Annotated in this window: 10 protein-coding genes; 3 read left to right on the top strand and 7 right to left on the bottom strand. The window is 61.1% G+C overall.

Going from position 1 to position 11,596, the window contains the following annotated elements:
* Window positions 1-349: 349 nt before the first annotated feature.
* From BN2694_RS10410 to BN2694_RS10425, 4 genes are all read right to left on the bottom strand, one after another.
* Entirely contained in the window at window positions 350-1,072 is a 723-nt protein-coding gene (locus tag BN2694_RS10410; RefSeq protein WP_135664894.1) for a universal stress protein, read from the bottom strand.
* A gap of 1 nt (window position 1,073) precedes the next feature.
* Complete coding sequence (locus tag BN2694_RS10415) at window positions 1,074-2,513, bottom strand: APC family permease (RefSeq protein WP_135664896.1); 1,440 nt, start codon at window positions 2,511-2,513, stop codon at window positions 1,074-1,076.
* 290 nt (window positions 2,514-2,803) lie between these two features.
* The gene (locus BN2694_RS10420; RefSeq protein WP_135664899.1) at window positions 2,804-3,181 is read right to left on the bottom strand and encodes a hypothetical protein; all 378 of its coding nucleotides are present in this window, start codon (window positions 3,179-3,181) and stop codon (window positions 2,804-2,806) included.
* A 40-nt stretch (window positions 3,182-3,221) separates the two neighbouring features.
* On the bottom strand, window positions 3,222-4,016 hold the full coding sequence (locus BN2694_RS10425) for a twin-arginine translocation signal domain-containing protein (protein ID WP_135664902.1): 795 nt from the start codon (window positions 4,014-4,016) through the stop codon (window positions 3,222-3,224).
* A gap of 453 nt (window positions 4,017-4,469) precedes the next feature.
* On the opposite strand from BN2694_RS10425, the gene fbp reads away from it, so the two are divergent.
* The 3 genes from fbp to BN2694_RS10440 all read left to right on the top strand — a co-directional run bounded on the left by fbp (window position 4,470) and on the right by BN2694_RS10440 (window position 7,850).
* Window positions 4,470-5,624: a fructose-1,6-bisphosphate aldolase/phosphatase gene (gene fbp, locus BN2694_RS10430; protein ID WP_135664904.1), complete on the top strand. Its 1,155-nt coding sequence runs from the start codon at window positions 4,470-4,472 to the stop codon at window positions 5,622-5,624.
* A gap of 113 nt (window positions 5,625-5,737) precedes the next feature.
* Window positions 5,738-6,475: a sugar phosphate nucleotidyltransferase gene (locus tag BN2694_RS10435; protein WP_135664907.1), complete on the top strand. Its 738-nt coding sequence runs from the start codon at window positions 5,738-5,740 to the stop codon at window positions 6,473-6,475.
* Between the two features lie 181 nt (window positions 6,476-6,656).
* Complete coding sequence (locus BN2694_RS10440) at window positions 6,657-7,850, top strand: inorganic phosphate transporter (RefSeq protein WP_135664910.1); 1,194 nt, start codon at window positions 6,657-6,659, stop codon at window positions 7,848-7,850.
* A 103-nt stretch (window positions 7,851-7,953) separates the two neighbouring features.
* Here BN2694_RS10440 and BN2694_RS10445 read toward each other — a convergent pair whose 3' ends face one another.
* From BN2694_RS10445 to BN2694_RS10455, 3 genes are read right to left on the bottom strand one after another with little or no spacing between them, the layout of a single operon-like run.
* Window positions 7,954-8,400 (bottom strand): GNAT family N-acetyltransferase, encoded by a 447-nt coding sequence (locus BN2694_RS10445; protein ID WP_167880006.1) that lies wholly within the window; start codon window positions 8,398-8,400, stop codon window positions 7,954-7,956.
* A 5-nt stretch (window positions 8,401-8,405) separates the two neighbouring features.
* Window positions 8,406-10,892, bottom strand: coding sequence for a DEAD/DEAH box helicase (locus tag BN2694_RS10450; protein WP_135664917.1), 2,487 nt, complete (start codon window positions 10,890-10,892; stop codon window positions 8,406-8,408).
* A 59-nt stretch (window positions 10,893-10,951) separates the two neighbouring features.
* The gene (locus BN2694_RS10455) at window positions 10,952-11,596 is read right to left on the bottom strand and encodes a dolichol kinase (RefSeq protein WP_135664920.1); all 645 of its coding nucleotides are present in this window, start codon (window positions 11,594-11,596) and stop codon (window positions 10,952-10,954) included.

Here is an 11,596-nt window from a genome sequence, read left to right on the forward strand (position 1 = left end):
AACATCAAACTGTTGCTACAGGGTTACATTACGGGTATATTTGAAATATGGGGGTATGTTCGAACTTCGGTTGGATCTTTCGTCCTGACAAGGCAACCGGGGGACATCCGTAAATCCCGTCACAGAACCGGGAATACTCGGGGTCAGAGAGGTATCCTTTCGTGATGAGCGTCGGCGCACGTCCGACGAACCAGCGACCGGGGTGAGGCAAGTTCACCGCCTCAAGCTCGCGGCGCTGTGGGCCACGCATGGTTCCCGAGCGGACGCCGAGAGACGAAGCTTCTCCAACCACTCGGATTCGAGACGATTCAATCGATAGCAGACGAGATGACAGTGGTCCCGACCAGGATTACTCGCCGTCGGTCGGTTCTCGCTGGACAACCAACACGGGGCCGAGGAACCGCTCTGCGACCTGATCGGCGGGCATGCCAAAGACGAACGTCGCGAGCGTCGGATCGGATTCACCCATGACCACGGCATCGTACGTTTCGGCGAGGTCGGCGATCGCCTCGATCGGTTTCACGTCCCGGTCGGTCCGGGTCTTGATCCGGGCGGGATCGATCTCGGCCTCGACCAGCCGGTCGGTAAGTCCGTCGAGCAGGACGTCGGCGTCTTCGTCGGTCTCGTCGGCGCTTGTCACGTGATAGAGCGTGATGTCGATGTCACGGTCGCCGAACAGCCCCGTGACCACGCGTGCCAGCCGATCGATGCCGACAGTGCCCCGGACGGCGACGAGGATGTCCTCGAGGTCAGCCAGCGCACGCGGCACCAGCGCGGCGAGGCAATCGTTCTCGGTGATCTGGCGGTCGATCGTCTGCTGGGCATCGTGGGTGAACACCAGCCGGTGGTCGATAGTCGCACCGGCGTCGGCTAGGGCGGTTTCGAACTCTTCGAGCCGATCGAGAGCGCGGTCCTCGAACTGCATCCGGGCCTGGCCGGGCGCGGTCTGGCTGGGGACGACGTGATACCCCAGCAGGACGACGTGGGCGTTCGCGAGGAGTTTTGGGACGCCTTCCGGGAGCGATTCGCCTTCGAGGATGCGGATCGGGACGAGTACTGATGGTCGGGTCATCTTAGATGTCTCCTTTGAGTTGCACGTCGTCGGCGTAGTAGCGATACCAGCCGTAGGACAGTACCATGATCAGCACGCCGATGACGATCGAGGCTGGATTCATGAACGCGATCAGGGCGACGCTCGCGAGGCCACCGATCGCCGGCAGGACTGGTGCGCCTGGCATCCGGAAGTCTGGATCGTACCACGCCGGATCACGTCGCCTGAGGACGAGCAACGCGAGACAGATCAGCGCGTACATCACCAGGTGCAGGAACGAGGCCACCTCCGCCAGGATCTCGACGCTGTCGGTCGCCACGAGGACGAGAATCGGCCCGCCGGCCATCGCCAGGGCGACGTGGGGCGTGCCGTATTGCAGGTTGATCTCGCTGGCTTTCTTCGGAAGCAGGGCGTCGCGGCTCAGCGCGTAGATCGATCGCGAGGCGCTCAGGATCGAGGCGTTCGCACTCGAGAACGTCGCGAGCAGACCAGCCACCAGGATCAGGACTGCGCCGGGTAACCCGAGGAGGTCCCGGCCGACGTTGACCATGGCCGTTTCGCCGAAGGTCCCGAGACGATCCGCCCCGAACGTGCTGGTCGCGACGAGGATCGTCACCGCGTAAAAGACGGTGACGATGATGACCGACCCGACCATCGCCACTGGCAGATTCCGACTCGGGCGCTTGATCTCGCCAGCGACGGTCGCGACCTGGGCGAATCCCAGATAGGACGTGAACACCAGCGCAGCAGTCTCAAGAACCGGGAAATAGCCCCGCGAGAAGAACGTATCGGGGACAGTCCCCCGGCCGAAGACACCCAGCGCATCGAGGACGCCATAGGAGAGTACACCCGTCAGGATGACGAGTAAGATGACGACGATGCCGTTCTGTAGCGCGGCCGTGCGCTCGGTCCCGGCGACGCTGAGTGCGGTGAGTGCGGCCCCGGCGATCAGGCCAAGCACAACGTGGGGGCGGGCTGGCCCGAGCGAGAGCGTGATGCCGACTTCGGCGAGTACAGCAACGACGTAGTGGCCCAGACCGACGAGATAGAAGGCCGCGGCGAAGACCAGTCCGAGCCACAGCCCCAGACCGACGATCGCCCCGCCCGCGGTCCCCAGACTACGGGAGATGAAGTAATAGCCGCCGCCGCTGCGGGGCATGGCAGTCGCGAGTTCCGAGGCCGGCAGCGCGACCAGCAAGGCGATGACACCCCCGATCCCGAAGGACAGCGCCGCCGCCGGGCCGGCCTGGTTGGCGGCGAGGCCGGGAAAGACGAAGATCCCCGCACCGATCATCGTCCCGATACCGATCGCTAGCCCTCCGACCAGACCGATCGTCCGTTCGAGTTCGACGCCCTCGCCGTGGGTCGTCGTCTCGTCGGTGACCGACTCGGGTTCGGGTTCGGGCTGCTCACCCTCGATGTTCTGGCCGCCGGTCGAGACATCGACCTCGCGGTCGTCCATACGTGGGATTCTCTCGCATGGGATAAAATTCCCCAGGCTCAACAGGTCTTCTACTAGGAACGCTCTATCAGCTGCATTTCACCACCGGGAGAGGACTGTTAACACGCCGTGGGTGAACCGTCTTGAAGTGTCGCAGCCAAAATATGATTTAACGTACTGAGGGGGTGAGGACGTTGGCGGCAACCTTCTGGCTGCTGGCGGTCCTGACAATGCTGGCGTGCGTGGGGCTGGCGAATTCTTTCAGATTGTTCCAGCTGGGGGTATCAGAACGACAGGGATATGGGAGGTATTTACATCGACGATCGTAGAGCCAGCGACACTTCACCGACCGCGAGCGTCGCGACGAGTCCGACGAGGTAACCGATCGTAAACCCTGCGAAGCACGCCAGGGACTCGATCCAGACGAACAGCAACGGCAGGAAGACCACCACATTGATCCCGTATGGTTCGTATAGTTCGAACCAGTTTTCGAGTGTCTCGACATACGCCATCCCCATGCTGGCAGCACCAGTCACCCCTCCCAGCACGAGCGACAGTCTCGGAAGTTCTGTCACCGTCCGATCGATTGCACCGAGAGCGACGTATGCAACACCACCGATGACAACGGTGATTCCAACATAGAACGCAACGAATTGCCAGTTGTCGATTCGATGGCGATATGCGGTCATTGTCTCATTCGAGTATTCATGTTTCGATATTAATATATTTTCACAAGCGCCCTGGATGACCCGGAGTATAACCGGCCGGAATCAAGTTTGGCATCGTAACTCCGTAACCAGTACCCCATTTGGCACCACTCATCGTCTGTGTGTGACCCCATGCACCTTTGTCAAATTCGATTGCGCCGATAGTGTATGACGTATACTCGGTAAGTGCAGCGCCTCCTAAGAGGACAAACGTGACAGCACCAGTAAGGGCAACGGTAGCCGGACCACCTAGGGAAGAGGCTCCGATAGCTGAGCTCAGCGCCGCAGCCACTGATCCTGCACCAACTTCGTCCAGTTCGGAAAACAGTTCGAAGGCAATCCGGTCCCGTCGATGCGTGTAGTCATACGCACCGCAATCTCCATTCGTGTTCTTGTAGACCTCGAATCGTTTGATGACGTCCTCATTTTCGCTGTCCATAGTTGAAATCTGCCTCTCAGCAGTATCATACGACATTGTTCCGACCCCAGAGGTCATTGATTGGTATTGGGATTGGGATGTCTGTTTCACCTTCACATTTTCTTGTTCAGCATCTACTTGCCCGATATAGTGTTCTTTTGTCCCATCGTTGTCGATGATAACTCCTGCAATAGTTTTCCCGCTTTCATCAACAATCGTTTCTGTTTCGACGACTCTATTCTTGCTCTTACCATTGCCTCGATTGTGTCTATTCTTGCCCTTACCATTGCCTCGATTGTGTCCAGTCCGTTTCCGTGCAGCTCCAACAGTGGAAAACAGACCAGTTCCTGCTGCTACTGCACTCATCTTCAGTACGTCACGTCGTGTTTTCTCCGACATACAATTCAAAATACATTAACTATATATATATATATATATTTTTATTCACTCATCAATAATATATTTTATTTTCATATTTGTAAATGTACTAATTGAAAACATCCGAACTTCGATCTTCTTCTTCGCAAGTAGGTGATGGATATCCCGTATATTCTCCCCGCCCGTCGAGACGTCGACCTCGCGGTCGTCCATAGCGGATTTTCAGGTGCCTGTCACAAAACCGTACCGGCGTTCTCGGCTCGATCTTCCTTTTCGGGTCCAGACACGGTCAATCGCACGCAGACCTCTGTCTCGACTCGGGACACTCTCATATGTTCTCTGGCCGTTTCGGGATCATCTTCTCGTGGTTTTCGTCTCGCCTTCTCGCCGAACTCGCCGTTCGATCGAGGACCGCCGCTAGCACAACGTATTTAATCTTGGGAAGTATTACGACGTATTACCTGGTGAGGTCAAATGACAAAAATCACCGTGTCCGCGATCAAGGCGGACGTTGGCGGCTACGTTGGACATTCAGACACCCACCCTCGCGTTCAGGATGCGATCGAGTCTCACCTCGAGGATCACGCGGACGTTTTGGAGAACTATCACGTCACCAGTGCTGGTGACGATCTCCAACTCATCTTGACCCATCGTCGGGGCAGCGACGATGAGCGAATCCACGAACTCGCCTGGAACGCTTTCGAGTCCGGGACAGCGGTCGCCCAGGACCTGGGGCTGTATGGGGCGGGGCAGGACCTGCTTTCGGACGCGTTTTCAGGGAACGTTCGTGGGCTTGGTCCCGGGGCGGCCGAGATCGAATTCACTGAACGCCCATCGGATCCGATCGTCGTCTTCGCGATGGACAAGACCGAGCCTGGGGCGTTCAACTTCCCTATGTACAAGGTCTTTGGTGACCCGTTCAACACCGCGGGACTCGTTATCGATCCCAGCATGAACGAAGGATTCACCTTCGAGGTTTGGGATATTGAGGAAGATCGGAGGGTCTTCTTGGACACGCCGGAAGACGCCCACGAGCTGCTGGCACTGATCGGTGCGCCCTCTCGGTATGTCATCAAGCGCGTCTATCCCCGTGAGGGCAACAAGAACGACCCCGACGAACCGGTCGCCTCGGTGTCGACCGAGAAACTGGTCGATGTCGCCGGTGAGTACGTCGGCAAGGACGACCCCGTGGCGATCGTCCGATCACAGTCCGGTCTCCCGGCGATTGGTGAGGTCCTGGAGCCGTTTACGTTTCCGCATATGGTGTCAGGGTGGATGCGCGGGAGCCACGTCGGACCCATGATGCCTGTCTCGATGGAACACTCTCAGACATCCCGCTTTGACGGGCCGCCACGATGTATCGCAGCCGGCTTTCAGATCACGGATGGTAATCTCGTCGGCCCGAACGACCTCTTCGACGATGTTGCCTTCGATCGGGCACGCGAGCAGGCAAGCGAACAGGCCGACTATCTGCGGGAACACGGGCCGTTTGAACCTCATCGGTTACCCCTTGGGGAACTCGAATACACGACGTTACCGGAGATTATGGACACGCTTAGCGAGGAGTGGGAGCACATGGATTCCTCGAAACCAGTCGCGCAGGCGACGCCGGTCGGAAGCGTCGAGTGACGGCAGGCTCTCACGACCGGAGCGTAGCGCAGTATCGGTCAGATGACGTTAGAGTGATGTCGGTGCCGTCCACGGACCGACGTATTTTATTTCGGGCGGTAATATGATGGGGTATGGCCAAAAAGCGGATCTCCCTGACGCTCGACGAGGATCTGGTGGAGACGTTGGACCGCCGGATCGAGGAGGAGGGGATCGGGAACCGGTCGAAGGGCGTCGAGACGTTTCTCAGGGACTATCTCCGCAGCCAGGGGGTACGTACCGCCGTTATTTTGGGGGGCGGGCGGGAGAGCTCCTGTCTCGTCGAAGTCGACGACGAGCCCGCGATCGCACACGCACTTACATTCCTCACGGAAGCGGGGATCGAGCGGGTCTACGTCGCCACCGCGGATCCGCCGGTCAGGACTTACCTCGAGGCGGAGGCCCCAGACGTGAACGTCCTCTATGAGGATGAAGCCATGGGGACCGCCGGGAGTCTCGATCGGATCGACATCGCCGAAGATGAAACGTTCCTGGTGATGAACGGCGACGTTCTTTGTGACATCGATGTCGGCGATATGGCACGGACACACTGGGATTCGGACGTCCTCGCGACGATGGCGTTGACCACGTCCGGGGAAACATCCGAGTACGGAGTAGTCCAGATGAAGGGCAACCAGATCGTCGGGTTCACTGAGAAACCAGAAGAGTCGGAGTCTCACCTGATCAACGCTGGCGTGTACTTACTCGAAGGTGCTTTTCTGAACCGTGTCCCAGAAGGCCGGTCCCAACTGGCTGATCTCTTCGAGCAACTGGCCGGGGAAGGCGAACTCGCCGGGTACGTCTACGACGGGGAGTGGCGCGAAGCCACGTGACCGGACGGACGTGTTCTCGTTTCCCCCCGGCGTCCGTCTCCGGACGCTAATCTATCACGGAAATCCATCATAGTGTGGGATAAGGTTAACAGGGCGGCGGGCTATCTCCCGATATCGGATCAATGGACGCCACGCCCAGGGACCGCTTGACGGCTCTCGAGACCAGTAGAGTGATTGACGCATGGCACTGAGTTCCGGGCTGCTGGCAGTTCTAGCGACGCTGACGTGTGTGGGGATGGCCTGGGCACTCGGCGCGAACTCGAATTCGCCGCCGTTCGCCCCGGCGATCGGTGCAAACGCCATCTCGACGATGCGGGCGGCATTTCTCATCGGTATCCTCGCGGCCCTGGGCGCACTCTTACAGGGTGGATCGATCTCCGAGACTGTCGGCAGAGACCTCATCTTGAACGTCGGGATCACCCCGCTTGCGGCCACGGCCGGGTTGCTCACTTCCGCGGCGTTCATGGCCTTTGGCGTCCGGTCGGGGTATCCGGTCCCTGCCGCCTTCGCAACGACTGGTGCGATGGTCGGGGTCGGGTTGTCGCTGGGGGGCGACCCGGCCATGGCGAAGTATCAGCAACTGGCGCTGTTCTGGCTTCTGGTGCCCCCCGTTTCAGGTGGGCTGGCCTACAGCACAGCGACAATCCTGCGTCGTGACGATATCCCTGAGACAGTCGGCGTCCCGTTACTGGCGGCCGTGGTCGCGGGAATCGTCGCGAACGTCGAACTCGGCGTCATCCCTTCTCCGGCCGGGAGCACGCAGAACTCCCTGGCGGGGTTCGCTACGATGCTCGTCGAGTTGCCACAGCCGCTCGTTCGGGTCGCGGTCACCGTCGGGTTTGCCGCGCTGGGATTCGTCGCGATCCGGCGACGAACGCAGGCCTCGACTGAGGGTGGCATCCGGACCTTCCTGGTCCTGTTAGGCAGCGTCGTCGCCTTCTCCAGTGGCGGCAGTCAGGTCGGCCTGGCGACCGGTCCCCTCGAATCGCTGTTCGTCTCGGAACTGGGCCTGCCGACGCTCGTGCTGTTGGCCATCGGCGCGGCGGGGATCCTCGCCGGCGCCTGGATGGGTGCCCCGCGCCTCTTGCAGGCCACCTCCAGAGAGTACGCTCAACTCGGTGCTCGCCGGTCGATCGCCGCCCTCGTCCCGGGGTTCATCATCGCGCAGGCGGCAATCGCGCTGGGGATCCCTATCTCGTTCAACAACATCATCATCTCTGGGGTGATCGGCGGCGGCCTCGCGGCGGGCTCGGCGGGCGTCTCCCGGCGGAAGATCGGCGTTACTGTCTCGTTCTGGTTAATAACGCTGGCCTCTTCGGTCGGCGTCGGATACGGCCTCTACTGGGTGTTCTCGACGGCACTCGGGATCGAGTGAGCCAGCTACTGGTGGCCTCGGCTCGGGATGGCGCGATCACCACTGAGGACCGGTAGGTCCGCGGTCGCTCGAACACCACCGCAGGGGCGTCGTTCACTTCCGCTTACGTCTCATCGAGCAATAGCGAGTATCCCGTCTTGGCATCGGGGTCAAACCCACAGGCTTCGTAAAAGTCGTGTACGCGCGAGTCGTCCCGTCCTGTCTGGAGTAAGACTTTGTAGCAGTCACGCTCGCGTGCGCGCTCGATCGCTCCCTCGATGCACTCCCGACCGAACCCATTCCCGCGGTAGTCTTCGTGGGTCACGACGTATTCGATCACGCCGAACGGCCGGCCGCCGTGGGAGATCGACGGGACGATCGAGAGCTGACACGTCGAGACAAGCGTCCCCTCGTACTCGACGCCCAGGACGACCGTTGATTCCTCGTTCTGGATTGTGTCCCAGGCCGCCTCGACGGCCGGGGATTGGGCCGGTGTCTCCTCGAAGAGCATCCCGTAGAGATCCCGCAGCGCGTCGAGTTCGTCTTCCTTGATCGGCCTGACAGTTCCCACTCCGGTCACCCCTCGTACTCGCTCCCGATGACTTCGCGGATACGTTCCGCTGTCACTTCGCCGACCCCATCGACTTCGAGCAGGTCGTCTTCGTTGGCGGCCATCACCGCTTCGACCGTCCGGAACTCCTCGAGTAAGGCCTGGGCAGTCACCGGCCCGACGTCGGCGATCGAGGCGACGACGTACTCCTGCTGTTCGGCCAGCGTCTTCGATTGCTTCTCGCCGTGGACGCTGATCTCCCGATCGGCCGTCTCCTGCTCGCGGGTCGCGATCGTCGCCAGCAGATCAGCAGTCCCGTCTTCGTCCGCGGTCCGGAGGACGCTCGCGCCGAAGTCGACCGCCAGCGACGCCAGTGCACCTCGGATCGCGTTGGGGTGGACGTTGCGCTTCTCGTAGAGTCCCTCGCCTTCCAAGATCACGACTGGCCGGTCGTAATAGCGAGCGTCGTCTTTGACCTGCTCGAAGACCGATCGGTCGCCACCCGTCAGCGTGTCAAGGAAGTCCGAGACCGTCTTTCGTTCGACGATGACGCGATCCGAGAGCACGTAGTCGCCGACTTGTAGCGTCTCGAGGCGTGTTTCGATACCCTCGCGGCGTGCGAGGTCACGGCCGATTGCGCTGTCGAGTTCACGCTGGTCGATGACGATTTCGCTCCCCTCCTCGCTTCCGGCGGTGGCGACCGTTCCGTCTGACACCCTCCCGTCGTCTTCGTCTCCGTCGTCACTGGCTGACTCGACCGCATCGTCACCGGTCGGTGCGAACGCGTCCAGGCCAGTCTGGCCGTCGGTGTCGCTCGTGGCGGTATTTTCGTCACTCGGATCACTCTCACCAGCCCCGTCTCGCGATTTAGTACCTTTGTGGGAATCGTCATCCGCGGTGGCGTCAGCATTGTCTTTGTCGCCGTCGAAGGTCGTCAGATCGACCTGTTCGTCAAGGCGCGATTCGATCTCGCCAGTGACGTCCTTCAGCGACCGGAGTTCTTCCTCCATGCGCTTCTCGTCCTGGCGGGACTTCCAGAAATAAGCCTCGTCGCGGGTGTCTTCGGCGATCAGCACGACCACGGCCCCTTCGGTCTGGCGGCCGGTCCGGCCCTTGCGCTGGATCGACCGGATAGCCGTCGGGACGGGCTCGTAGAACAGTACCAGATCGACTTCGGGGACGTCCAGCCCTTCCTCGGCGACGCTAGTCGAGACTAGCACCTCGAAGTCGCCGGCCCGGAACGCGTCGAGGGTCTCCTGTTGTTGGGTCTGGGTCATCCCGTCGCTGCCGTCGGTGTCGCTTTGACCGACGAACTTCCGGGTGTCGAAGTGTTCGCCCAGGAAGTCCGTCAGCGTCTCGGCAGTATCGCGGGACTCGGTGAAGACGATGACACGCTCGCCGTCGTTGATCCCCAGGGTCTCGGCGATCAACATCCGGGTCCGTCTGAATTTCGGGTGCAGATCGTCGAAGTTCTCAGCTTTCCGGACTGCTTCCCGGACTTTCGGCTCGCTGACGAGCCGCTGGTCGGCTTTCGAGGCACCCGAGGAGCGGGCGGCGTTTTTCAGGCGTTCGAGATACCGTCGCAGCGACTCGACGCTCTGGGTCTCGGCGTAGGTCACGGCCGTCCGGAGCTTCCGGACTTCCGCCAGCAGGCTCATCCCCTGGTAGCCCTCCGACTGGTCTGCATCCATCAACTCCTGGATTTTGGCCTGGATCTTGCGGATCTCGCGTTCGGAGACATCGGGTTGCGTTTTCGAGGTGACGCCGAGTTCCTTCAGCTGGGTCATCCGCTCTTTGATCACGTCCTGGATCGCGTCGCGGATCTCGACGACCGGCTCGGGCAACTCGACGCGCTCCCAGTCGACGCTGGTCTGGTGGGTATACTCGGCCACGTCGGCGTCGTCTTCGGTCATTACCTTGACCTCGCGGATGCCGAGGTTGGCACACACCTGGAGGATCGCTTCCTCGTCGTCGCCGGGCGAGGCGCTCATGCCCGTGACAAGGGGCTCCTCGGCCTCGGCGTGGTAGCGTTCGGCGATGAACGTGTAGGGGTACTCGCCGCTGGCGCGGTGACACTCGTCGAACGTGCAGTGGGTCACGGCCGAGAGGTCGATCCGCGAGCCCAGGATGTCGTTCTCGACGACCTGAGGTGTGGCGATGACGACCGTCGCTTCCTCCCACAATTCGGAACGGTCGTCCGGTTTGACCTCCCCGGTGAAGACGACAATCTCCTCGTCGTCAATCGTCAGGGCTTCCCGATAGAAGTCGGCGTGTTGCTGGACCAGCGGTTTCGTCGGCGCGAGCAAGAGAGATTTGCCGCCGGCCTCCTGTAAGCGGTGTGCGGTCACCAGGAGGCTGACGGTCGTTTTGCCCAGCCCAGTCGGGAGACAGACCAGCGTGTGGGCCGAGCGGGCCGTTTCGGCCAGCTGGAGCTGGTACTCGCGGCGCTGGAGGACGCCCGGCTCGACGAGCGGGCGGTCGACGAACTCGCCGGCGGCGTCGGTCGTCGCCATTTGACGAGCGATTCGAGATGATCGCGGTTAAGCGTTCGCGTACCGCGGTGAAAGTGTCCCTACAGTGGGAGCGCCGTGAGGAATTCGACGGCCAGGTGCATCGTCACCGCCGCGGTGATCGGAATCGTCAGGTTGTCGTCGATGACGTATCCTCGTACGACCGGTTTGATCCCGTCTGCGACCGTCGTGGCGATCCCGCCCAGCACCGCCGGCAGTGTCGGTACGAACGGCGCGGCCAGCAACGTGCTGAGGCCGAACGTCGCAAGCAGTACCCACGTCTGCTTGGCTGGTCGGAGTTCGCCAGAACCGAGCAGCCCGCTGAAGGGGTCGGCGATCGTCAACATCAACATTGCCGGCACCGCTGCGGTTGACTCGGTGAGCCCTGCTACAAGGTGGTCGGATCCCGGCGGCGTGAACGCAAAGGCGACGATGGCGAGCCCGAACGCGCCCAGGAAGTACCCCGCGAAGTTCTCCTGTTCGTAACTCCGGGTAAGTCGGTCGAAGATCGCCCAGTCTAAGCCTACGTACAGACGGACGATTTCGAGACCGAACGCACCCAGTACGGCCAGCCCGAGAAACACCTGTACGACCTGCCAGGACACTGCTTCTATGAAGACGTACGACAGCGGGACGGCGCTTGTGCTCGCGTGAACGAGTCGCCGGGCGATCTCGTCGTCGAGCCGCTCGAGCGCGCCGTCGATCAC

The sequence above is a fragment of the Halorhabdus rudnickae genome (genome assembly GCF_900880625.1).
Taxonomy (GTDB): Archaea; Halobacteriota; Halobacteria; order Halobacteriales; family Haloarculaceae; genus Halorhabdus; species Halorhabdus rudnickae.

Excerpts from the sequence above, each read along its gene's own strand:
- BN2694_RS10410 (WP_135664894.1), bottom strand. The coding sequence starts at position 1,072 with ATGACCCGACCATCAGTACTCGTCCCGATCCGCATCCTCGAAGGCGAA.
- BN2694_RS10415 (WP_135664896.1), bottom strand. The coding sequence starts at position 2,513 with ATGGACGACCGCGAGGTCGATGTCTCGACCGGCGGCCAGAACATCGAG.
- BN2694_RS10420 (WP_135664899.1), bottom strand. The coding sequence starts at position 3,181 with ATGACCGCATATCGCCATCGAATCGACAACTGGCAATTCGTTGCGTTC.
- BN2694_RS10425 (WP_135664902.1), bottom strand. The coding sequence starts at position 4,016 with ATGTCGGAGAAAACACGACGTGACGTACTGAAGATGAGTGCAGTAGCA.
- fbp (WP_135664904.1), top strand. The coding sequence starts at position 4,470 with ATGACAAAAATCACCGTGTCCGCGATCAAGGCGGACGTTGGCGGCTAC.
- BN2694_RS10435 (WP_135664907.1), top strand. The coding sequence starts at position 5,738 with ATGGCCAAAAAGCGGATCTCCCTGACGCTCGACGAGGATCTGGTGGAG.
- BN2694_RS10440 (WP_135664910.1), top strand. The coding sequence starts at position 6,657 with ATGGCACTGAGTTCCGGGCTGCTGGCAGTTCTAGCGACGCTGACGTGT.
- BN2694_RS10450 (WP_135664917.1), bottom strand. The coding sequence starts at position 10,892 with ATGGCGACGACCGACGCCGCCGGCGAGTTCGTCGACCGCCCGCTCGTC.